At 41.8% G+C, this 22,839-nt stretch carries 23 protein-coding genes; 12 read left to right on the top strand and 11 right to left on the bottom strand.

The genetic code is table 11. The features are described 5' to 3' along the window. Window positions 1-25 precede the first annotated feature (25 nt). Together DACSA_RS09940 and DACSA_RS09935 are read right to left on the bottom strand one after the other, a co-directional pair. Window positions 26-1,771, bottom strand: a complete 1,746-nt coding sequence (locus DACSA_RS09940) for an ABC1 kinase family protein (RefSeq protein ID WP_041235429.1) — start codon at window positions 1,769-1,771, stop codon at window positions 26-28. A gap of 68 nt (window positions 1,772-1,839) precedes the next feature. After that, window positions 1,840-2,184, bottom strand: coding sequence for a DUF6825 family protein (locus DACSA_RS09935; RefSeq protein WP_015229628.1), 345 nt, complete (start codon window positions 2,182-2,184; stop codon window positions 1,840-1,842). Window positions 2,185-2,287: 103 nt separating this feature from the next. Here DACSA_RS09935 and DACSA_RS20620 point away from each other — a divergent pair, with 103 nt between their 5' ends. Continuing rightward, window positions 2,288-2,560, top strand: a complete 273-nt coding sequence (locus DACSA_RS20620; protein ID WP_156800754.1) for a hypothetical protein — start codon at window positions 2,288-2,290, stop codon at window positions 2,558-2,560. A 62-nt stretch (window positions 2,561-2,622) separates the two neighbouring features. Here DACSA_RS20620 and trmB read toward each other — a convergent pair whose 3' ends face one another. The 4 genes from trmB to DACSA_RS09915 form a co-directional block, all read right to left on the bottom strand. Then, window positions 2,623-3,276 carry a tRNA (guanosine(46)-N7)-methyltransferase TrmB gene (trmB, locus tag DACSA_RS09930; RefSeq protein WP_041235428.1) on the bottom strand — a complete coding sequence of 218 codons (654 nt, stop codon included), beginning with the start codon at window positions 3,274-3,276 and terminating at the stop codon, window positions 2,623-2,625. A gap of 25 nt (window positions 3,277-3,301) precedes the next feature. Then, on the bottom strand, window positions 3,302-3,973 hold the full coding sequence (gene phoU / locus DACSA_RS09925) for a phosphate signaling complex protein PhoU (protein ID WP_015229625.1): 672 nt from the start codon (window positions 3,971-3,973) through the stop codon (window positions 3,302-3,304). A 255-nt stretch (window positions 3,974-4,228) separates the two neighbouring features. Continuing rightward, complete coding sequence (locus tag DACSA_RS09920; RefSeq protein WP_015229624.1) at window positions 4,229-5,563, bottom strand: sensor histidine kinase; 1,335 nt, start codon at window positions 5,561-5,563, stop codon at window positions 4,229-4,231. A gap of 303 nt (window positions 5,564-5,866) precedes the next feature. Continuing rightward, window positions 5,867-6,619, bottom strand: a complete 753-nt coding sequence (locus tag DACSA_RS09915; RefSeq protein WP_015229623.1) for a response regulator transcription factor — start codon at window positions 6,617-6,619, stop codon at window positions 5,867-5,869. Window positions 6,620-6,754: 135 nt separating this feature from the next. Here DACSA_RS09915 and DACSA_RS09910 point away from each other — a divergent pair, with 135 nt between their 5' ends. Beyond that, the gene (locus tag DACSA_RS09910) at window positions 6,755-7,561 is read left to right on the top strand and encodes a prepilin peptidase (protein ID WP_015229622.1); all 807 of its coding nucleotides are present in this window, start codon (window positions 6,755-6,757) and stop codon (window positions 7,559-7,561) included. 436 nt (window positions 7,562-7,997) lie between these two features. On the opposite strand, the gene hemN is transcribed toward DACSA_RS09910, so the two are convergent. Further along, window positions 7,998-9,389 (bottom strand): oxygen-independent coproporphyrinogen III oxidase, encoded by a 1,392-nt coding sequence (hemN, locus tag DACSA_RS09905; protein ID WP_015229621.1) that lies wholly within the window; start codon window positions 9,387-9,389, stop codon window positions 7,998-8,000. A gap of 179 nt (window positions 9,390-9,568) precedes the next feature. Continuing rightward, complete coding sequence (locus DACSA_RS09900) at window positions 9,569-10,309, bottom strand: biliverdin-producing heme oxygenase (protein ID WP_015229620.1); 741 nt, start codon at window positions 10,307-10,309, stop codon at window positions 9,569-9,571. 169 nt (window positions 10,310-10,478) lie between these two features. On the opposite strand from DACSA_RS09900, the gene acsF reads away from it, so the two are divergent. After that, the gene (acsF, locus tag DACSA_RS09895) at window positions 10,479-11,534 is read left to right on the top strand and encodes a magnesium-protoporphyrin IX monomethyl ester (oxidative) cyclase (RefSeq protein WP_015229619.1); all 1,056 of its coding nucleotides are present in this window, start codon (window positions 10,479-10,481) and stop codon (window positions 11,532-11,534) included. 111 nt (window positions 11,535-11,645) lie between these two features. On the opposite strand, the gene DACSA_RS09890 is transcribed toward acsF, so the two are convergent. Next, window positions 11,646-12,056: an HNH endonuclease family protein gene (locus tag DACSA_RS09890; RefSeq protein ID WP_232225296.1), complete on the bottom strand. Its 411-nt coding sequence runs from the start codon at window positions 12,054-12,056 to the stop codon at window positions 11,646-11,648. A gap of 183 nt (window positions 12,057-12,239) precedes the next feature. On the opposite strand from DACSA_RS09890, the gene DACSA_RS20615 reads away from it, so the two are divergent. From DACSA_RS20615 to DACSA_RS09875, 4 genes are all read left to right on the top strand, one after another. Further along, on the top strand, window positions 12,240-12,389 hold the full coding sequence (locus DACSA_RS20615; protein WP_015229618.1) for a hypothetical protein: 150 nt from the start codon (window positions 12,240-12,242) through the stop codon (window positions 12,387-12,389). A gap of 575 nt (window positions 12,390-12,964) precedes the next feature. Next, window positions 12,965-13,612 carry a hypothetical protein gene (locus DACSA_RS09885; RefSeq protein WP_015229617.1) on the top strand — a complete coding sequence of 216 codons (648 nt, stop codon included), beginning with the start codon at window positions 12,965-12,967 and terminating at the stop codon, window positions 13,610-13,612. Between the two features lie 41 nt (window positions 13,613-13,653). Further along, on the top strand, window positions 13,654-15,018 hold the full coding sequence (locus tag DACSA_RS09880) for a flotillin family protein (RefSeq protein WP_015229616.1): 1,365 nt from the start codon (window positions 13,654-13,656) through the stop codon (window positions 15,016-15,018). After that, window positions 15,015-16,274, top strand: a complete 1,260-nt coding sequence (locus DACSA_RS09875) for a flotillin family protein (protein WP_015229615.1) — start codon at window positions 15,015-15,017, stop codon at window positions 16,272-16,274. The genes DACSA_RS09880 and DACSA_RS09875 overlap by 4 nt, the downstream gene beginning before the upstream one ends. A 75-nt stretch (window positions 16,275-16,349) precedes the next feature. On the opposite strand, the gene DACSA_RS19090 is transcribed toward DACSA_RS09875, so the two are convergent. Next, window positions 16,350-16,505, bottom strand: coding sequence for a type II toxin-antitoxin system HicB family antitoxin (locus DACSA_RS19090; RefSeq protein WP_015229614.1), 156 nt, complete (start codon window positions 16,503-16,505; stop codon window positions 16,350-16,352). Between the two features lie 79 nt (window positions 16,506-16,584). Next, window positions 16,585-16,851: a hypothetical protein gene (locus DACSA_RS20610; RefSeq protein WP_041235426.1), complete on the bottom strand. Its 267-nt coding sequence runs from the start codon at window positions 16,849-16,851 to the stop codon at window positions 16,585-16,587. 46 nt (window positions 16,852-16,897) lie between these two features. On the opposite strand from DACSA_RS20610, the gene DACSA_RS09865 reads away from it, so the two are divergent. From DACSA_RS09865 to pyk, 5 genes are all read left to right on the top strand, one after another. After that, window positions 16,898-18,133, top strand: coding sequence for an AGE family epimerase/isomerase (locus DACSA_RS09865; protein ID WP_015229613.1), 1,236 nt, complete (start codon window positions 16,898-16,900; stop codon window positions 18,131-18,133). Window positions 18,134-18,168: 35 nt separating this feature from the next. Beyond that, window positions 18,169-18,534 carry a LapA family protein gene (locus DACSA_RS09860; protein ID WP_015229612.1) on the top strand — a complete coding sequence of 122 codons (366 nt, stop codon included), beginning with the start codon at window positions 18,169-18,171 and terminating at the stop codon, window positions 18,532-18,534. Beyond that, window positions 18,524-19,306: a segregation/condensation protein A gene (locus DACSA_RS09855; RefSeq protein WP_015229611.1), complete on the top strand. Its 783-nt coding sequence runs from the start codon at window positions 18,524-18,526 to the stop codon at window positions 19,304-19,306. The genes DACSA_RS09860 and DACSA_RS09855 overlap by 11 nt, the downstream gene beginning before the upstream one ends. A 411-nt stretch (window positions 19,307-19,717) precedes the next feature. Continuing rightward, entirely contained in the window at window positions 19,718-20,878 is a 1,161-nt protein-coding gene (locus tag DACSA_RS09850; RefSeq protein ID WP_015229610.1) for a sugar phosphate nucleotidyltransferase, read from the top strand. Between the two features lie 152 nt (window positions 20,879-21,030). Beyond that, entirely contained in the window at window positions 21,031-22,836 is a 1,806-nt protein-coding gene (pyk, locus tag DACSA_RS09845) for a pyruvate kinase (RefSeq protein ID WP_015229609.1), read from the top strand. Window positions 22,837-22,839: the final 3 nt, after the last annotated feature.

The following is a 22,839-nucleotide window of genomic DNA, read 5'->3' as shown; positions in this document are numbered from 1 at the left end:
AATAACAGGTTTATTTTATCGCTTTTTACATTCGATCCCAACGATCGAGTCGTTTGAGTAACCGAATCCAAGCAAATGCCGACGCAGACGCTGCCAAAGCCATAATAACCGCTAAGGTGATCAGTTCGTTTACGACGAGAATGGTTGCTGAGATGGTAAAAGCCGCAATTAGTAGGGAGTAGTTTGTTCCTAACTGGATGCCACTCATCCGCCGCAAAATGCGATCGCTTTCGATCGATCGTACCCGCAAACGCAAGTCTCCCTTCTCAAGTTTATCAATGGTTTCTTCGAGACGACGGGGTAAGCCCAAAGCAGTAGAACTCATGCTGGCAGCTTGTCGTCCGATTTCATCAAATAAAGTTTTATTGTTATCGTAACCGTTACTGTTCATAAGCTCCATTGCGTAGGGTTGAGCCACTGCCATAAAATTAAATTCAGGATCAAGGGTTTTCCCGACTCCTTCTAAGGTAGAAAAGGCTCTCATTACAAACGTAAACGTTGCGGGAAAACGAAAGGGATTATTATAAGCAATTTCATAGAGATCGTCGCTGATTTCAGCAACGGATTGTTCCTCAAAGGGTTCATCCATGAAGTTGTCTAGCATATATTGAATAGAACGACGCACCGCACTGGTATCTTCCACTGGCGCAAGCGCTCCTAATTTTACTAGAGAATTGAGGACTCGATCGCCACTTTTTTCGGCAATCCCAAACAAGGTTTCCATCAAATTATCTTTAACATTCCCTTGAATCCGTCCCATCATGCCAAAGTCATAAAAAATGAGTTGTCCTTCAGGACTTACTGCTAAATTCCCTGGATGGGGATCAGCATGGAAAAAGCCATCATATAAAAGCTGTTGTAAATAGGTTTCCGCTCCTAAACGAGCAATGATCGATCGATCGACACCCGCTGCGTCTAGAGCTTCGTGATGACTAACTTTAATCCCAGGGACGAACTCTAACGTTAACACCCGTAGAGAAGTATAACGCCAATAGACACGAGGCACACGCACTCGTTCATAAGTTTGAAAATTACGGCGGAACGTATCAGCATTACGCCCTTCATTGAGATAATCCGCTTCTTCCCACAGAATCCGACAACACTCGTCATAAATGCCAATCCAATCCCGTCCTTTTCCCCAACGGGGATGATTTTGGAAATAACGAGCGATCCATTTGAGAATAGCTAAATCAATGGTAAATAATTTTTTCAAACCAGGACGTTGTACTTTTACCACCACCGTTTCGCCACTGTGGAGTTGTGCTTTATGAACTTGTCCTAAACTCGCCGCCGCTAAAGGAGTGGGATCAAAACTAGCAAAAAGTTGCTCTACTGATTTCCCTAAATCTTCTTTAACAATTGCCGCCACCTGTTCATAATCGAAAGCTGGAACTCGATCTTGGAGTTTGGACAATTCTTCCACATATTCCGACGGAAAAATATCAGCACGAGTCGAGAACAATTGACCAACCTTGATAAAAGTGGGACCGAGTTCTAAAAGACTTTCTCGAATCCAGACGGCTCTGGCTTGACGACGAGCTTTCTTTTTCTCTTCAGTATAGCCACCGATATAGCTCCATTTTTTCCCTTCTAGCCAGAGTTTAAATAGAAGGGTTAAGACAAAGAACCAAATATCGAATCGTCGGCGGTTACGAGAATAGTTTTCTCGATTCCAACGATAGGCTTTTTTCCCAGCTTCTAGAGATGAAGATGAGATGCGAGTTACTTTGGCATTAATAGGCTGATTTGATTTCTCAGAGAGCGCAGACACAGCACGATTCCTTGATAGCATTTTGGCAGAATAAGGGGAGAGGAAAACCTATAAGTAGTATAATTCCTCTAGGATTGACTTTTATAAGCGTTGAGTTCAGTGCGTAAACTCGCGATCGAGGCTCGCAATTCATCAACCATCGCTTGCACATCTTCAGGAGAGCGTTTCGCAGTTTGGGGACGAGAGGAAGCACTCTTGGACTGAGTTTCCCTAGCAGACGGTTGCTCGTCTCCAGAACTTTGTTCAGCGCGAGCCATTACTTCCTCGACAAATTCTTGCATCGCTTCTCGCTGTTTTGCTTCGAGTTGTCCGAGTTCACTGAGGCTATTGGTGACAGTATCTTCGAGACGTTCACCAAGCACTTCCGCAAAAGCGCGACCGACATAAAAGGCGTGCAAAGCAGGGTTACTCATAAAATAATACAGATTATTAACAATTGTAGGTTTCGTAACAAATTATAACGTGCAGATTAAAGGGAGGGACGGTTTCTCCTCAAAATTTTCGTCAGTAGGTTGGGTGGAGCGAAGCGAAACCCAACACCAATATTCGTTATTCGTTATTTGTTATTTGTTCACTGATTACTGGGAGACGTTCCATGGAACGTCTCTACATTGGTCACTGCAATGGGTGGAGCGAAGCGAAACCCAACACCAATATTCGTTATTCGTTATTCGTTATTCGTTATTTGTTATTTGTTTACTGATTACTGGGAGACGTTCCATGGAACGTCTCTACATTGGTCACTGCAATGGGTGGAGCGAAGCGAAACCCAACACGATTTTGTTTTAATGAGACAATTGTTGGGTTACACTTCGTTTCACCCAACCTACAATTAGGAGGTAGCGCTACGATTAGGGGGTAGCGCGATCGAACCAAGTGCGATAAACGGGCTGATTTTGCTCAAGAGTTGTGATTTCTCGTTCCGTTGCGACAGGGAAAGGATTTTCTGATAACCAAGTCGAAGTTTCTCGGAAAAAAGCAGGATGAGCGGCAAAATGACGAGACATTTCCTCAATCACAAATCGAACATCTGACTGTAAAAAGACTCCTCCTCTTTGCTGCCAAGAATTCGGATTTAAATAATTAGCAAGTGTCTCCACTAACTGGGGTTGAACAATCCGTCGTTTCCCATGACGTTGTTTGAACCAAGGATCAGGAAATTGAATCGTTACTAAATTGAGCGCATTTTTCGGTAAGGAAGCTAACACCGTCTCTAAAGATGGATTCACATGACAAAATAAATAATGAAGGTTGGTTAATCCTAATTCATCTCGAATACGATTGGCTTCTGTGACTAAAGGTTCACGGATTTCTAGACCTAAAAAATTATAGTCAGGTTGCAATTGCGCCATTTCTAGAAGAAAACGTCCTCTCGCTGCACCAATATCTAGAAAAAATGGCTGATTTAAATCAGAATAAATCTTTTCCCAAACGGGAGGCGTAATCGGGGTTTGATATTTCTGACTAAGCGGATTAACGTGCTGACGAACTCGTACTCTTGGCAATAATAAGTCCTCCTCAATTAAGATATCAAGATCGATCGCCCGTGACAATATAAGCGACGCGCTGACCAATATTTGTCGCATGATCCGCCATTCTTTCTAAATGACGAATACTTAATCCGAGTAACAAAATCGGTTCAACCACGCCTTGCACATCACTTTTTTTCGCTAAAATATTGTAAATTCGATCGTAAGCATCATCTACTATATCATCCATTTCTTTCACTCTTTTTCCCGCCGTTGCATCTAAATCAGCTAAAGCGACTAAACTGGCGGCTAACATCATTTGGGTTTGGTGAGACATGGCTGCGACTTCTGGTAAACAGGGATGAGGGGGATAAGGAAATAATTTAATAGCAAACTCCGCTAAATCTTCCGCATAATCGCCAATTCGTTCTAAATCTCGAACTAACTGCATAAACGCACTAATTACTCTCAAATCTGTGGCGACTGGTGCTTGTAGGGTCATTAATTTGGCACAATCTAACTCAATTTGACGATAGTATTGGTCAATTTGTTCATCGAGATCATTAATCTGTTTAGCCGCCTCTAGATTTTGACGAAACAGCGCCGAATGACTTAAACGGAAAGATTGTTCTACTAACGCACCCATCCGCAAAACATCTTGTTCCACTCGTTTCAGGGAACGATCGAAGTAAGAATTACGAGAATTGTAATGGGGAGACGACCAATAATTCAACTAACCAAAAGTGGTTTTTCCACTGAGAAATTTAAGTTTATCTGATGTTATACCATTTTGAATAATTGGTGCTACATACCAACTCATTATTCCCCCCCTTTCAAAGGGGGGTTAGGGGGGATTCATTGTAACTTGACTTTTCCAAAATGGTATTACTAATGGTATTACTAACTTAATCTTTTTTGGTGGAGATTGACAACTGATATCAATTCTGTCTTTTCTGGAAACTCTTTTCACGATCGATGCGTCATTTATTCATTGATCCAAAACCACATTAGGAAGTTCAATTTGTAGCCAAGCGCCTCCTGTCTCAGGATGGTTTTTGGCTTGGATTCTCCCACAGTGAGCGAGAACAATTTGTCGGGTAATTGATAAACCTAAACCGGTTCCTGATGACTGGAATGATGAGTTAGCATCCGTTTGATTAACGTTATTTTTCTTTCTTTCTTCTGCTCCTTCATCGCCACGATAAAGTCGATCGAAAACACGAAGAATGTCGGTTTTTGATAATCCTTGACCTTGATCAATCACAGAAATTTGTACCCAATCTTCTGCTTTATGAATACGATGAGACGGTAAAAATACGACTTTTACCCAAATGTTACTATTCTGGGAACTGTATTTAATCGCGTTATCAAAGAGGTTTAAAAACACTTGTGTCAAACGAGAATAATCGGCGGTAATTAATAAAGATTGTTCGCTTTCATAGTTTAACTTTAATTGTTTTTGTTCTGATAAAGGTTTTAAGGTTTCCCATGCTGAATAAATTAAAGGCGCGATCGCAAACTGTTCTTTTCTCAAATTTTGCTGCGGTTTTTTTTCTAATTGAGAAATTTCTAACCAATCTTCAATTAAACGAATAAGACGATTGGCTTCTTGAAGCATTTGGTTAACCCAACGATTTTCGGGTGGTTGTAGTCGAGGTTGTAGGGTTTCTGCGACAAGACGAATAGAAGTGAGAGGCGTTCTTAATTCATGGGTTAAATCAGAAAAAAGGCGCTGATTTTGTTGGGAAAGTTCCATCAATGGTTGTTGATTTTCTAGGAATACTCCCACCTTGCTTTCTGGAAGCGGATAACTTGAACCTTTAAGCGCGATCGATGTTGAAGAATGAGTTTCCGTATCTGTGGGAAAATCAGTGCTATGAAAAACCCATTCTTGGACTTTTGATTCTTGAGTATTGCGAGTTTCTTCAATGAGTTGATCCAATTCATAAGAGCGAACTAATTCTAATAATAAACGCACTTGATGCGGTTGCCAACGATCGATCTGTAAGAGATTACGGGCTTGTTTATTACACCAAATTAATTGATTTTCTTCATCTACTTCTAAATACCCGATCGGGGCATTTTCCATTAATTTTTGCCAGATATTTAACTGGTTTTGTAGATAACTGGAATTACTTTTTAAAAGCAAAATCTCTCGACGTAAACGATTACTTAAAGAAGAGGAAATCGTCTCTTGAGTGTTACCAAAAAGTTCTTTAAGAAGCTGATTTAAATCTTTTTTCCAAGCGCGTTTTTGCCGATAAGCAATCATCAACCCGATCGCTAACCCTGCGAAAAACGTCAAAATAATGCTTAATGTCATGGATGCTTAACAATTAGGTCATTGGTCATTCCTCATTATGCGATTTCAAAGCAAAAAATTCCCCCTTTCAAAGTATGGAGGGGAATATAGCAATACTAGGTGATTTGTAAATTGTTTTGCCCCCAAAACCCCAATAATGAGGGTTTTCATCAATCAATTTTTTACATAAGATTTGGGGTTGCTATATAGCAAGGTGATCTAAGTTTTTAAGAGTTGATCCACTTAATCCCCCCAAGATTGGGGGTTAGGGGGCTGATGAACCGTGCTATGGTGAGTAAAATCAAAAAATAACTAACTGGGCGATCATCCAAAGCGATAACCAAACCCTCGCACCGTAACAATATGCGTCGGTTGTGAAGGATCAGGCTCTAATTTTTCCCGTAACCAGCGAATATGAACATCAACGGTTTTAGTATCTCCCAGAAAATCGGGACCCCATATTTGCTCAATCAATTGTTCTCGTGACCAAACGCGACGGGGGGAACTAATAAACAGTTCAAGCAGTCTAAATTCTTTAGGGGAAAGGCTAATGTCATCACCGCGAACCGTAACGCGACACTCTTGGGGAAAGAGAGTAATGTCTTGGTATTGAAGCACAGGCGTTTGAGGAAAGCTGCTAAACCGTTGTCGTCTTAATAAGGCTCGACAACGAGCGATAAACTCTGGCATACTAAACGGCTTAGTGATGTAATCGTCAGCCCCGACTTCTAATCCTAAAACTCGATCGGTTTCGCTTGCTTTTGCACTCAAAATGAGGACAGGAATAATGTTTCCTTGATACCGTAGCCAGCGACAAATATCTAAGCCATTGATTTGAGGAAGCATTAAATCCAGAATAATCAAATCATAGGGAAAATCAGAACTATTCGGTTCGGTGGCTTGTAACAAATCGGAAGCCGTCCGTCCATCCGTCGCAATGGAGACTTCGTAACCTTCTTCTTGTAAGGAAAGAACCACCATTTCTCGGATCAAGTCTTCGTCTTCTACAACTAAGATGTGAGCAGTTTGGGTAAATTCTGGACTGGGGGAAGTTTTTGGTATATCAAGAGACAGCATAGAACTCCATCAGGTTATAGTCACTCTAGCCAACATATATCTTAAAAGGGGACACTTTGGAGAAAATATCTGCTTTTTTAATGATTCAACCGATCACAATAGTATGGCGAGGGTTCAGCAACGAAACAATCACCTATGGAAAATTATATTGTCAGTAGTTTTATTTTTGTTTTTGGCGCAGCGATCGGAAGTTTCCTCAATGTTGTGATCTATCGTCTTCCCGCCAATCTATCTCTACTTTATCCTCCTTCGCGATGTCCTATTTGTGGACATCGATTAGGAAAAACGGAAAATGTCCCCATCCTCGGCTGGTTATGGTTACGAGGAAAATGTCGTCACTGTCAAACCCCAATTTCTCCGCGCTATCCCATCATTGAAACCATTACCGCATTATTATTTGTCGCGGTTTATCTTCAATTTGGATTCAGTTTTGCGACTGTTGGTTATTGGATACTTTTAAGTTGGCTGTTGGTGTTATCTTTAATTGATTACGACACCATGACGTTACCGAATTCTCTGACTCAATCAGGATTAATTTTGGGGTTGGGGTATCAAGTGCTGTCTCAAAACAGTTTCAATATCAATCAGGTATCACAACAATTGATGACAGGGATTATTGGGGCGGTTTTGGGGATTTGGCTGTTTGATATCATTACGATCGTCGCTTCAGGGATTCTAGGACAAACGGCGATGGGGGGAGGGGATGCGAAATTAGCGGCGATGTTGGGCGCTTGGTTGGGCTGGAAATTGTTACTGGTGGGCTGTTTTTTGGCTTTTGCGGTGGGAGCATTCATCGGCGGAGGGGCGATCGCTCTCGGTATCCTCTCTCGTCGTGATCCGATGCCATTTGGCCCTTTTTTGGCGTTAGGAGGCGCGATCGCGGTTTTTTACGGGGAAAGACTCCTTTCTGCTTATGTGAATCTCTTTTTTCCTGTTATTTAATGCTATTTCGCCCCCTCACCCCCAAGTTTGGGGGAAGTTGCCCCCTCACCCCCAAGTTTGGGGGAAGTTGCCCCCTTACCCCCAAGTTTGGGGGAAGTTGCCCCCTCACCCCCAAGTTTGGGGGAAGTTGCCCCCTAATACCATGCGTGAACAATTAGTGCTACAAATTGACTACTTAGGGTTTGCTGAAAAAGTTCATTAGTCGGTGTAGTAAGGCAAGAGGCAAAAGGCAAGAGGCAAGAGGGTTGATTAATCGGTAAGATTTCAAAGTTTTGATGCAGGGGTTTGACTATTGAGCGTTCAATTCCCTTGCACTTTTTCAAAGAATTAAGAGCCTTAAAAGCTGATTGGATAAAGGTTTTAGGTTTATTCAGTAAGCCCTACTTAAGCCCCCCTTATTAAGGGGGGTTGGGGGGATCGTTATCTTGCTATTAGCTTAAATTGACTGAGAAAATGTTTTTTGTTGCCGTTGTTTTAAGTAACGATCGAAAACACTGGCAATGTTACGAATTAGCAGCCGCCCCGCAGAAGTTACTTCAATTGTTTCCCCTTCGATCGATAATAATCCGTCTTTAGCAAGCTCATTTAATTGGGCTAATTCAGGAGCAAAGTATTCGGAAAATTTACCTTGAAATTCGATGTTATATTTATCCTTTAAACAGTCTGGCGAAAAGTGAAACTGACACATTAATTCGAGGATAATGGCTTGGCGTAAATGATCTTCTTCCTTGAGTTTCACTCCTTTTTGAATGGGAAAATAATTAGCGTCAAGGTTTTGATAATAATCTTTGAGACGTTTTTGGTTTTGAATATAAACATCATGCAACATACTGATTCCTGTCATCCCAAAAGAAAGTAAATCTGATTCGGGTTTCGTCGTGTATCCTTGAAAGTTACGGTGTAATTCTCCTTTTCTTTGCGCGATCGCCAATTCGTCATTAGGTTTCGCAAAATGATCCATACCAATAAAAACATAACCTTGATCGGTTAATTTTTCGATGGACATTTGTAAGATTTTTAATTTCTCTTCTCGGTTCGGTAATGCTTTTTCGGGAAGACGTTTTTGTACGGCTTTTAACCAAGGCACGTAAGCAAAACTAAACACAGCAATGCGATCGGGATTTAATTTAATGGTTTTCTCAATTGTCTCTTGAAAGGTTTCTAAGGTTTGATAGGGTAAACCATAAACTAAATCCACATTAACACTCTCAAAACCAACATCTCGTATCCATTCCATTACTTGAAATAACTGGTTTTCAGTTTGAATGCGATTAATTGCTTTTTGTACTTGCGGATTAAAGTCTTGAATCCCGAAACTAATGCGATTAAATCCTAAATTTCGTAAAAACAGGAGATAATTTTTATCCACAGATTTTGGATTGATTTCTAAAGAGATTTCTGCTTTATTTTCTAAGGAAAAGCTATCTGTGATTTTCGTCCATAATTTTTCAACTTGTTCTAAATTCAGATAATTTGGCGTTCCTCCTCCCCAATGTAATTGGTTAACTTTTCGTTGGGAATCCACCAAAGAAGCGACTTGATCAATGTTCTTGAACACATAATCTAGGTACGGATCAGCAAATTTCTTTTGTTGGGTAATTAGGGTATTACAACCACAGAAATAACAAGGGGTTTCACAAAAAGGAATGTGACAATATAACGACACAGGGGTTTGATTTTTATTTCCGACTTTAAGCGCTTTTGTAAAAGCATTTTGATCAAAGGTTTCTTTGAGTTCTGTTGCTGGAGGATAACTGGTATAACGCGGTAAGGCTCGATCGTATTTTTTGATTAATTCGGTGTCAAATTCAACAGTTTTTATGGTCATTTCTTTTTTTGTTATTAGTCATTCGTTTACTTCCCCCCTTACAAAGGGGGGTTAGGGGGGATTACTCCTTACAAAGGGGGGTTAGGGGGGATTACTCCTTACAAAGGGTTAGGGGGGATTACTCCTTACAAAGGGTTAGGGGGGATTACTCCTTACAAAGGGTTAGGGGGGATTACTAACTAATTGGCAACTAACTGGTTGCTATTCACTGCTTTTTCAGTGCTACCTGGTTGATCTTGGCGAGTTAGCAGATCAAACGCGCGATCGCCAATTGATTTTTTAATCTCTCCTTCTAATTCATGGAACACATCTCGATTCAGCTTAAACACATAATTTGCTTCCTCAATAATTGCTTTTTGGGTTTCTTCATCCACAACAATTGAGTTTAAAGCATTCCGATATTTTTCCTTAAATTCTCGTTTCGCTTCTGCGTTGGGTAGCGCATCAAATTCATGTAAACCTGTTCCTTGATCAGGAGGTAAATCCATCGCCGATCGCGCAATTTTTCTTAAACCTTGTCCACCTGAAAGATCGCCAAGATAGCGCACATAAGCATGAGCCACTAAACATTCTGGTTGCGTTTGGCTTACTTTTTTAATCCGATCAACATACACTTTTCCCGCAGGAGAAGCAACAATTTTTTCTTGCCAATTTTCACCGAAATAAAAGGCTAAATCTTCCTCTAACTTCTGTTTCCGTTCCAACTCTGGAAAATAAATTTTTCCAACTACCGAATGTTCCCGATGGCGAAACATTTCTGCTTCTAAAGTCGCATACACAAAATATAAATCTGCTATTAACTCGGAAAAGGGCTTCTTCTCCATTACCCCTTTCAGAAAGCATTTCATAAATGCGGTATTTTCTGAAGCAGTGTGAGACTGCTTTGTTCCTTCACGAAGTTGTTCAGCAAGATAACTCATGGTTTAATCCCTCTTTCCAGCTTACTTATAATTAAATTACTATAATGTAATATAATTAAGATTGCATAAGATTTGGGGAAATTCTTTACAAAGTTTGACAAAACAGGTAGCGAATCCATTGAATGTGTCTATGATAACCATTGAACAAAGATAAGGAGAAAGTGTAACCATGTCAACGACAGTCTCTCAGCCTGAAATTAAAACCTCGATGAAGGAAACCTTACTCACCCCTCGCTTCTACACCACAGACTTTGACGCGATGGCGGAGATGGATTTATCGAGTCAGCAAGCAGAATTAGAGGCGATGGTGGCGGAAATGAAAGCAGACTATAACTGCCATCATTTTGTGCGAACAGAAGCATTTGAGCAATCTTGGGAGCATATTGACGGAAAAAAACGAGAGGCGTTTTTAGAGTTTTTAGAACGCTCTTGTACCTCAGAATTTTCAGGATTTTTGCTATTTAAGGAAATTTCTCGCAAACTCAAAGGGCGTAACCAGTTGTTAGCGGATATTTTCCACTACATGGCGCGAGATGAAGCGCGACACGCAGGGTTTTTGAATAAAGCGATGAAAGATTTTAATGTCACCCTTGATCTCGGTTATTTAACCAAACATCGCACTTATACCTTTTTTAAGCCAGAATGGGTGATTTATGCGGTGTATTTGTCGGAAAAAATCGGTTATTGGCGGTATATTACGATTTATCGCCATTTAGAACAACATCCCGAATACGAGTTTTATCCACTCTTCCAGATGTTTGAAAGTTGGTGTCAGGATGAGAACCGACATGGTGATATTTTTAAGGCGCTGTTGCGATCGCAGCCCAAATTATGGCAAACTTGGCAGGGTCGCTTATGGGCGCGTTTCTTCCTGCTAACGGTGTTTGCGACTCATACCCTTACCGTCCATGAACGGGAAGATTTTTATGAGTCTCTGGGTTTAGACGCGACAGAGTTTGATCGGCACATCACGCGAAAAACGAATGAAACCGCAGGACGGGCGTTTCCTGTGATGTTAAACGTGGATCATCCTGAATTTTTCCAACGTTTAGAAACCTGCGCCGATCGCAATCGGAAACTTAATGAAATTGACAACAGCAATGCACCGAAATGGTTAAAACAGTTACGGAAATTGCCCTTAATTACTGCAATTTTTGTGGATTTGGTGCGCTTGTATTTCATCAAACCTGTTGATGCAGTCAGTGAATGGGAAGCTGTTTATTAACTAAACGTAGGGTGGGCAATGCCCACCTAAAAATCAATGGAAATGATTGTCAATGTATAGAAATAAAGGTTTACTACCACTGAAACTATCTTTACTGGTTAAATCAAAAAGCTACTCATCTGGTTTAATTTTTTCATATTTTGTTGTAGGATATTTCCAGATTGACATTGCATCTTGTGCCAATCGTTTAGCTCGATCTAGTATCTCTTTCTCTCCCCATTTACTACCGCGATCGAGCTTAAAACTAAGTTTTAATTTACTTTCTTTATAATCAATTGCTTGTTTCTCTTCCCAAGAATTATTCGAGAGTTCTCTGTTTTTTGCCGTTAAACTGAGATTTCCTAAAGTATGTAAATATTTTTTGTGAATTTCTTGCCAATTATCTCCGAGACTTTCTTTCCATCCTTTAGTTAATTTTTGTGGCATAATATGCTCGATCGTCAATTCATCAATATTGACTAAGTATGATGAATTATAATTTTCTAGGGATTCTAATAAGAAATTTTTGTTCTTTGATTGTATTCGGTAAATTTCTTTATAAATTAGAGCATTCTCGAATTCTTGATCGCTGGGAAATCTTTGTGAAGCGGTTTTTTCTAGAATTTTAAACTTAAATATTTCTAAATACTCACTCTCCCAGCTTGGCTCTTTAACATCGCTGTCTCAATTGGGCTAAAATAGCTACAACTACAATCAGAGATTACTATGAATCAACAATCTGTACTCGGAACTAGCCTCGTTTTCAGTCATTCTCTTACGAATGTTGCAGCGAATGCAGTAGGAGTTGCCAAGACGGGAACCGCGATCGGATCGCTTCATCGATCGCGAGTCTTAGTTCTTCCCAAAGGTTTTTGATGGCAATTTCATCGGGAGTATCATCAGGATCAAATTGGTTGTCTGTTTTTTTAATAAGATTCTGAACCAGATCTCCTCCAGACCAGAATTATATAGCGCTACAAAATTAGGTTAGGACATTCCAAAATGTTGAAACTCACCTATACCTTACTAAGGCAACTTGCCTCTTGCCTTTTGCCTAGCGCGTAGCGCTATATCAAACTGTCTATCGTGATATTCGACGAGTTGGGTTACGTTACTCTCCACCCAACCTACATTTCAGGTTCTGATGGTTCAAGGTAAAGAGCGATCGCGCCCTCATCTCTAAAGTACAATTTCTAATAGGATAAACTGAAACTCAACCACTCTTTCCAATGGATATTAAAGCAACCTTTTTGCGAAACCGTTAGGCGCGATCGAAGCAACAAAATTTATTACAATGATCAGTAGTCTTCCCCCAGAATTTGGGGCTAGGGGGCGAAAAAAATCAAACAAGATACAAATCTTAATTGCACATTAAAGCAACACTTGTTTATAGTAAAAGCGTAGGTGGGTAGAGTCAGTTTTTCAATCTGCCCTAGTCTATTCTTAAGATAATGTTCGTTATTTATTTAGCCTGTTTTCTCATTGGCGGTGTTTTCGTCGCCTTATCAGTGTCTGGCGGTTTTGAAGGCTTTGATTTTGATAGCGAAGTTGATGTTGATCCCGATGCTGAGGTGGGTGGCGATGCCGTTTTTGATGATGTTGATTTTGGCACAAATCAAGAAAAAACGCCAAAACAATCTAATCCTTGGCTAGGAAAGCCAAAACCAAAAACTAAACTCTGGTTGCCGTTTTTTAGCTTCAAATTTTGGACATTTAGTATCTGTTTCTTTGGCTTAACTGGATTAGCCCTAACTTGGCTTGAACCCGATTTAGGAACAGTGTTAACCGCAGTCATTGCTGTTGCTGTCGGATTGATCATTGGCACGACTATGGCTTGGTTATTGCGGGTTTTAGGAGGGAATTATACTAATAGTTTTACTCGCACTGATGATTTAGTCGGTGTCGTGGGAAAAGTAGAAATTCCTTTTGATAACAACAGTCGCGGTAAAGTTCAACTATCCGTAAAAGGATCAACCATTGGATTTTCTGCGATGACTGAACAAGAAACAGAATTTCAACAAGGAGAAGAAGTTTTAGTGGTTTCTTGCCAAGATAATCGCGTTTGGGTGGTTTCAGCAGATACCCTCAAGGAAAACTAATCATTATTTATCAAGGAAATATTAAGGAGTTGAAACGAATTATGGTTCAACAGCAACAGCAAACAGAAAGACAAGGGGAAACAGTAACAGAAGTTGCTTCTTCTCCTATTTTTGCCCAAACTAATAATAGTAATAGTTTTGGTAGTAGTGTTACGATCGCGCTCATTATTTTTGTGGTTATTGTAATGATTGGCGCGATTAATAGCCTAGTCCAAATTTGTGATCCGAATAAAATTCTAATTATTTCTGGTCGTAAATATAAACGCAAAGACGGACAAGAAATGGGATATCGAGTGATTTATGGTGGGCGCACTTTTAGGATTCCCATTTTAGAACAAGTGGAAACAATGGATTTAACCACAATGCCAGTTCCCATTGAAGTTACCAATGCTTATGCGAAAGGGGGAACGCCTCTGAATATTCAAGCCATTGCTAATGTTAAAATTTCGGGTGATTGGTCGTTAGTGGGAAATGCGATCGAGCGGTTTTTAGGACGCGGTAGAGCAGAGATTTCCCGTGTTGCTAGAGAAACCCTAGAAGGAAACTTAAGAGGCGTTGTCGCCACTCTCACCCCCGAACAATTGAACGAAGATCGCCTCGAATTTGCTGCCCGTATTGCCAATGATGTCAGTGCCGATTTAGCGAAACTAGGATTACAATTAGACACCCTAAAAATTCAAAGTGTCTCTGATGAAGTGGATTATCTCAACTCGATCGGGCGCCGACAAATTGCGACAATTGTTCGTGATGCAGAAATCGCCGAATCCAACGCTGTCGCCGAAGCTGAACAAGTAGAAGCAGACTGCGATCGGGAATCGGAAGTCGCCGAAACTCAAACTCGCACCGCCATCCAAGAAAAAGAAAACGAACTGCGACGAGTAACCGCCGAAGTGGAAAAAGAAGCGAGAGTGGAAGAAGAACGCACCACAATGGCAGCCCAAGAAGCAAAAGCAAGGGCGCAGCAGGAATTACAAGCCGTGAGGGCAGAAATGGAAAAAGCCCGTCTAGAAGTGGATCAAGTGTTACCAGCACAAGCGCAACAACAAGCAGACGAACTGAAAGCGAAAGGAAAAGCGGCAAAAGTTGCAGAAGATACGAAAGCCTCAGCGCAAGTTAATGAAATGTTAGCGCAAATTTGGGAGGAAACTGGGGTTGATGCCTCAGAATTGTTCCTTGTGCAACAGATGGAAATGATCTTAAAACAAGCGGCGAAAGTTCCCCATCGTCTGCATTTAGGGGATGTCACCGTAATTGATAACGGAGACGGAAAAGCGATCGCGTCTCTGTCTAACGCTTATCCAGAGATGATTCGCCAGTTTTTACAACAATCCGAACAAACGCTGGGGATTACGCTTGCTGGAAAAAGAAAATCAGAAACAGAAGCAACGGAGGAAGAAAACGCATGAGTGCAATTATTACCCTACTGATTTTAATGTTTGGCGGCGCTGGGACGATCGCCCTTGTGATTAAAAACCTATATTACATTTGTCAGCCTAGCGAAATTCTGATTTTTGCTGGTAGTCGTCAATCAGTAACAGGAGACAAAACCGTTGGTTATCGCTTAGTGAAGGGAGGAAGCAGCATTCGTAAGCCTTTGTTAGAAAAAGTGTTTCGGATGAAGCTAACCAACATGATCATCGAGTTAAAAGTTACCAACGCTTATTCTAAAGGCGGGATTCCCTTAAAAGTCGATGGGGTTGCCAACATTAAAGTCGCTGGGGAAGAACCGATGATCCACAACGCGATCGAGCGGTTATTGGGAAAAACCCAACAACAAATCGAAAAAATCGCTCAACAAACTCTAGAAGGGAATCTCAGAGGCGTTCTTGCCAGTTTAACCCCTGAACAAGTCAACGAAGACAAAATGGCATTTGTGCGGAGTCTCCTGGATGAAGCCGAAGATGACTTGCAAAAATTAGGATTAGTATTAGATAACTTGCAAATTCAGAACATCTCTGATGATGTTAATTATCTCAACTCGATCGGGCGTAAACAAAGAGCAGACTTATTACGAGATGCCCGCATTGCCGAAGCCAGAACTAAGACAGAATCAGCATTACAAGCCGCAGAAAACAAGAAAAATACCTCTCTGCGTCAAGTAGAAGCAAAAACCGCCAAAGTTCGCGCCGAAGCCGATCGCCGCCTCCAAGATGCCCTCACCCAGAGAGAAGCGGGAATCGCCGAAGCAGAGTCAGAAATTGCCGCAGAAGTGGCGCGCACCCAAGCCGAATTAGCCGTACAACGGGAACGACGGAAGCAAGTAGAAAAGCAACTACAAGCAGATGTAGTCGCCCCAGCAGAAGCAGACTGTCAACGCGCCCAAGCGGATGCAAAAGGACAAGCGGCGAGTATTATTGAGGATGGGAAAGCCCAAGCAGAAGGTTTAAGAAGTCTAGCAAAATCTTGGAATGCAGCGGGCGAGAATGCCAGAGAAATCTTTTTATTCCAGAAACTTGAGCCATTGTTATCCAGTATGGTGAGTACCGTTCCCGAAATTGATGTTCAGAAAGTGACTGTCATCGATCCCGCCAATGGGGGAAATGCGACAAAACTGGCGGCTTTTATGGAACAATTGCAAGAAACCACTGGCATTGATCTGCCCGGTGTGGTGGAACGTCTTGGTAATAATCGGGAAGCCAAACCTCAAGAAGAGGAACAATAATCCCTGATGTCGGTTGGGTGGAGAGTAGATGTTACATCTTGTAGGGTTTGCCTTGCCCACTTTGCTTCACCCAACCTACGAAACTGGTTCAAGGTAAAGGGCGATCGCTTCTTGAATATTGGCTAAAGCCTCATTAATATCGTCTCCTTCACTGATACAACCCGGGAGAGAAGGAACAAACACGGTATATCCGCCTTCGTCGCTTGGTTCAAGGATAATTTGTAACTTCATAGATGTTCGCTCTTTGATGCTTTTAAGTAGGGGTTGCTGAAGAAAGCTGAAACTTTCGTACCATCTGGCTTTAAGGCTCTTAACTCCTCAAAAAAGTGCAAGGGAGACAAGGGAGACAAGGGAGAAATGGGAGAAATGGGAGACAAGGGAGACAATTTTTCTTCCCCATCTTCCCCATCTTCCCCATCTTCCCCATCTTGCCTCTTGCCTCTTGCCTCTTGCCTTTTGCCTCTTGCCTTTTGCCTCTTGCCTTTTGCCTTACTACACCGAAAACATGAACTTTTTCAGCAAACCCTAAGTATCTTATCAAATTCTGATCAGGAAGCGCGATCGACCTTGAGATCACGCTACAAGTTAACTTAATATAATGAAAATTAATCAAAATAGATAAGATGAAGTTTCCCGATCGAGCCAGTCAATCTGTAATTAAAAACTACCGTCAAAAGTACGAACAAGAATTATTAGAAAACGTCATTCCCTTTTGGGAAAAACATTCTCCAGACGTAAAAAACGGAGGCTATTTTAACTGTTTAGATCAAGACGGCAAGATTTACGATCGAACGAAACATATTTGGTTACAAGGCAGACAAGTTTGGATATTTAGTAAATTTTATCGAGAAATTGAACAAAAATCTAACTGGTTAAAAATTGCTCAGTTAGGCGCAGACTTTTTACAAAATCATGCCATTCGAGACGATCGGCGCGTTTATTTTTCCCTAACCGCAGAAGGAAAACCCGTTTATTTGCAAAGAAAGATTTTTTCTGAATGCTTTTATATTATGGCTTTAGCCGCGTTTTCTCGTGCCAGTGAGCAACCCAAACTCCTCCAAGAAGCGAAACGAGAATTAGAAAAAGTCTGGGAATTTGCTGAAGATTTTACCAAAGTAGGAAGAGAAAATTATTCGGGAGAAACGCCTCGTCAAAGTTTAGCTGTTCCCATGATTTTATTAAACTTAATTGAAGAAGTCGCAGGAGAAGAAACCAACAATTATCAGCGCGAAATTGAAGATTGTATCCGTCGTTTATATTTACATATTCATCCCGAAAATCAAACCGTTTATGAAACCGTTACCCCAGAAGGAAACTTAATTGAGAGTAGCGAAGGAAGATTATTAAATCCAGGACACGCGATCGAAGCGGGTTGGTTTTTACAACATTGGGCGCAAAAATTCGGCAGAAAAGATTGGGAGAAAAGCGCGATCGAAATGATTCGCTGGTCATTTCAACGAGGTTGGGATCAAAAATACGGCGGTATCTATTACTTTTTAGATGCAGACGGCTATAGTCCCACCCCTTTAGAATGGTTTATGAAACTCTGGTGGGTGCATTGTGAGGCGATTTATGGGAATCTTTTAAACTTCTCCTTAACGAGAGCCGAAACCGACTGGAAAGCCTTTGTGGAAGTAGATGCTTATAGCTTTCAACATTTCCCTGATCCCGACTATGGCGAATGGTTTGGTTATCTCGATCGCACTGGTGAAGTCAGCCATCGGTTTAAAGGCGGACCTTATAAAGGCTGTTTCCATGTTGCTCGATCGTTGTGGTTAAGTTGTCAAATATTACAGAAATTAGAAAAATCATCACTAAAACCCAAATCAGGCTTTACACCAGCCCAAATTCTGGCATGATCTCTCTGAGAGACTGAGAAGGGAAATAATAAGCAATGCGTATTCTAAATTTTGTTGTCATTTTCGCCAGTGGTTTAGCATTAGTGCTGTTTAGTATTGAAAATACAGGGTTAACAACCATTCAAGTAATTCCAGGGTATCAAGTGCAAGCGCCCCTTGCTATCGAATTAATTTTAGCCATGGGAATTGGTGCAACTCTAGCCTGGTTGTATATGATTTGGAGTCGTCTGACCTATCAAATTTCTAGTTTCGGGAAGGAACGAGAATTAAAGAAGAAAGAGAAAGAAATCGAAACCTTAAGTCAAGACCTGGAAAACTATAAAATTCAATTAGAAGACCAACAGAAGCGTCTTCCACAAGGAGAGGAAACTTCAGAAGTAAAGAATAGTAATGAATCCTGATCCCAATTCGTCGGCGGTAGAACAAGAAACCGCTAACGCAGCGATTACACTTTTAATTGATCTCGCCCAACGGGGAGAAATCGAGCCTTGGGATGTAGATGTGATTAAGGTGATCGATCGCTTTTTTCAGGATTTAAATCAATTAAATTGGCATCAAGAAAGTTTACCCCAATCTGGACAAGCATTTTTATGGGCTTCCATGCTCATTTCACTGAAAGCTGATACCTTAAAAGCCCTTGGGGAAGAGTCAGAACCTGCGCCAGAACCAGATTCGGAAATAGAGGAGGAAGCAGCAACCAAAAGACTACCGCAAAAATTAGAGCATCAAATTCGCCGTCGGGGGAGCGCCCCCCCTCCCAAAAAACGGCGAGTGACGCTTTCTGAGTTGATTACTCAACTACAAGACTTAGCCGCTCAAATTGAAACCGATGCGGCAACCCCCCCCTCCCGTCGATCGCGCTCTCCCTCCAAACGAGAAACAGCGCAAATGATTTCCCATCTGGCTCACAACGAAAACTTGACCGAACTCGCAACTGAGTTAGAACAATTTTTGATGGCAAGATTGGGTTTACAGGAAAAAGAATCGCACCGGATGAGTTTAGAAGAATTAACCCAATGGTGGGAACAAGAAAAAGAAGAAACAAATGAAAAAGCCAGTCGCGTCGGTATCTTCTGGGCTTTACTATTGCTTTCAGCACAATCCAAGGTGGAATTATCTCAAGCGGAATTTTATCAAGACTTGAACTTAAGGATTACTTTCTCAGATGGTTAGATAGGGTTTGCTGAAAAAGTTCATGTTTTCGGTGTAGTAAGGCAAAAGGCAAGAGGCAAAAGGCAAGAGGTAAGATTTCAAGGTTTTGATGCAGGGTGCGTGACTATTGAGCGTTCAATTTCCTTGCACTTTTTTGAGGAGTTAAGAGCATTAAAACCATAAGGTACGCGAGTTTTAGCTTTCTTCAGCAAGCCCTAAATAAATTATTTTATACCGCGATCGCGTCTTATCAGCCAAAGAATTAATCAATATGAGAGAATAGACGGATATAACCCACAATTTTTTGTCACATTGGAACAAAAATCTCCCTGTGAGAATCGCTACAATGCAGTTTAATAAGAGAAGATTCTTTTATCCATCAGGATAGGGGAAATGACAACAATCTAAAAGAGAATTGAGGAGTAAGCGCCTATGAAAGCGATGATTTTGGCGGCAGGGAAAGGAACTCGCGTCCGTCCAATTACCTACACCATTCCTAAACCGTTGATTCCAATTTTACAAAAACCCGTGATGGAGTTCCTACTAGAACTCTTGCGTAAACACGGATTTGATGAGGTAATGGTAAATGTGAGCCATCTTGCCCATGAGATTGAAAGTTATTTCCGTGATGGTCAACGCTTTGGGGTAGATATTGCTTACTCCTTTGAAGGACGCATTGTTGATGGGCAATTAGTGGGAGAGGCTTTAGGCTCTGCTGGTGGCATCCGACGCATTCAGGATTTTAACAAGTTTTTTGATGATACATTTGTTGTCTTGTGTGGGGATGCGCTCATTGACTTGGATTTAACGGAAGCTCTCAAACAACATAAGGAAAAAGGCGCGATCGCGACGGTGATCACAAAAGAAGTGCCAAAAGAGAAAGTTTCCAGTTATGGAGTTGTCGTCACCGACGAAAATAACCGAATCACTGCTTTCCAGGAAAAACCATCGGTAGAAGAAGCACTCAGCACTCAGATCAACACAGGAATTTATATTCTCGAACCAGAAGCCATTGCTTACATCCCCTCTGGTCAAGTGTATGATCTCGGTAGCGATCTATTTCCAAAATTAGTGGAGAGAGGAGCGCCCTTTTATTCCGTTCCCATGAACTTCCAATGGGTTGATATTGGTAAAGTTCCCGATTATTGGCACGCTGTCAGGGGAGTGCTGTTAGGAGAAATCAAAAACGTTGAAATTCCAGGGAAAGAAGTCGCCCCAGGGGTTTACACGGGATTAAATGTCGCCGTCAATTGGGATAAAGTCAACATCACAGGACCCGTTTACATTGGGGGAATGACTCGCATTGAAGATGGCGCAAATATTATCGGACCTGCAATGATCGGACCGAATTGTTGGATTTGTAGCGGCGCAACGGTCAAAAACAGTGTGATTTTTGAATATTCGCGTTTAGGTCCGAAGGTGCGTTTGGTGGATAAACTCGTGTTTGGGCGATATTGTGTGGATAAAACTGGAACCACGATCGATGTGCAAGCGGCTGCTTTAGACTGGTTAATTACCGATTCTCGACAAACCCCGCCAAAATTTGAACTAGAGGAACAAGAGGCGATCGCGCAGTTGCTCATGGGTGAGTAAAATTGCTTAATTGTCCGAAGAATCCAGATGCTCTGTTGGCAACATCAGACGCTGGTTTCTTTTTCCCCAAAAGGTTTAAAGACGGAAATTGTGAGAAGATAACAAAGACTTACTTTTGATCCATTTTCCTAGCGTGCTTCTTAAGGACATTTATGGAACTGCAAAATTCATCCCGTCGAACGAAAATTGTTGCTACCGTTGGTCCTGCAACCCTAAAACCTGATGTGTTGAGAGACTTAATTAAAGCTGGCGCGACCACCCTGCGGCTCAATTTTTCTCATGGAACGCAAGAAGATCACCAAAGTAGCATTCGTTTAATTCGTCAAACCGCCTTTGAATTAAATCAACCGGTGGCGATTCTACAAGATTTACAAGGACCGAAAATTCGCTTAGGCAAATTTGAAAACGGTTCGATTACCCTTGCTAAAGGTGATCCATTTATTTTGACCAGTCATCCCATGACCGGAACCCAAGAAAAAAGTTATGTCAGTTATGACTTATTAGCGGAGGAAGTTCCCGCCGGCGCAACCATTTTGTTAGATGATGGTCGGGTGGAGATGCAGGTAGAGGCGGTTTATCCAGAGAAAAAAGAAGTTCATGGTCGCGTGGTTGTGGGAGGTGAGCTTTCTAATAATAAAGGGGTGAATTTTCCAGGAGTTTATTTGTCGGTTCGTGCTTTAACTGACAAAGATCGTCGCGATTTGATGTTTGGCTTAGATCAAGGGGTAGATTGGATCGCGTTGAGTTTTGTCCGTAATCCCCAAGATGTTTTAGAGATTAAAGAGATTATTTCCAGTGCGGGTAAATCGGTTCCCGTTATTGCCAAAATTGAAAAACACGAGGCGATCGAGCAGATGGAAGCGGTGTTATCCCTTTGTGACGGGGTAATGGTGGCTCGTGGGGATTTAGGCGTTGAACTCCCCGCCGAAGATGTTCCCATTCTACAAAAGCGTTTAATTCAAACCGCCAATCGTCTCGGTATTCCCGTCATTACTGCTACTCAAATGTTAGACAGTATGGCAAATAATGCCCGTCCTACCCGTGCAGAAGTTTCCGACGTTGCGAACGCCATTTTAGACGGCACAGATGCGGTGATGCTTTCTAATGAGACGGCGGTGGGGAAATATCCCGTAGAAGCAGTGGCAACCATGGCGCGAATCGCCGATCGCATGGAAAGAGAAAAACCCACGCCCTCAGACAAATTAGATACGACTCGCACGATTCCCAACGCCATTTCCAGCGCCGTGAGTCAGATTTCCCGCCAGTTAGATGCGGCGGCAATTATGACCTTAACCAAAACTGGCGCAACAGCACGAAATGTGTCTAAATTCCGTCCCCAAACCCCAATTTTAGCGGTTACGCCTCATGTGGATGTTGCGCGTCAATTACAACTGGTGTGGGGTGTGAATCCCTTGTTAGTGTTAGATTTGCCTTCAACTGGACAAACCTTTAAAGCCGCGTTAAATGTCGCCCAAGAAAAAGGCTTAGTTTCTGATGGGGATTTAGTGGTAATGACCGCAGGCACATTACAAGGCGTTGCTGGATCAACAGACTTGATTAAAGTGGAAGTCGTAACCGCAGTTTTAGGTCGTGGTGTCGGCATTGGTCACGGAACAGTGAGTGGTCGCGCTCGTGTGGCGAAAAGTGCGCGAGAGGCGGGAAATTTCCGTCCAGGGGAGATTTTGGTTGTTCCCCATACCGATGCGGATTATGTGGAAGCGATTCGCAAAGCAACGGGAATTATTACCGAAGAAGGCAATCTCACCAGCCATGCGGCAGTCATTGGCTTACGTTTGGGCATTCCAGTTATTGTAGGATTTGAAGGGGCAACCCAGACCATTCGAGAAGGTGCAATTTTAACCCTAGATAGTCAGCGCGGTTTAGTCTTTTCTGGTGCGGTTTCCGCCGGTGGACAATTTAACGAAAATGCTGGCACTGGTGTTCCTTTGCCTTCTTAGTGA

The sequence above is a fragment of the Dactylococcopsis salina PCC 8305 genome, assembly GCF_000317615.1.
In the GTDB taxonomy this organism is placed as follows: domain Bacteria; phylum Cyanobacteriota; class Cyanobacteriia; order Cyanobacteriales; family Rubidibacteraceae; genus Halothece; species Halothece salina.
This window is presented reverse-complemented; position numbering and strand designations above follow the sequence as displayed.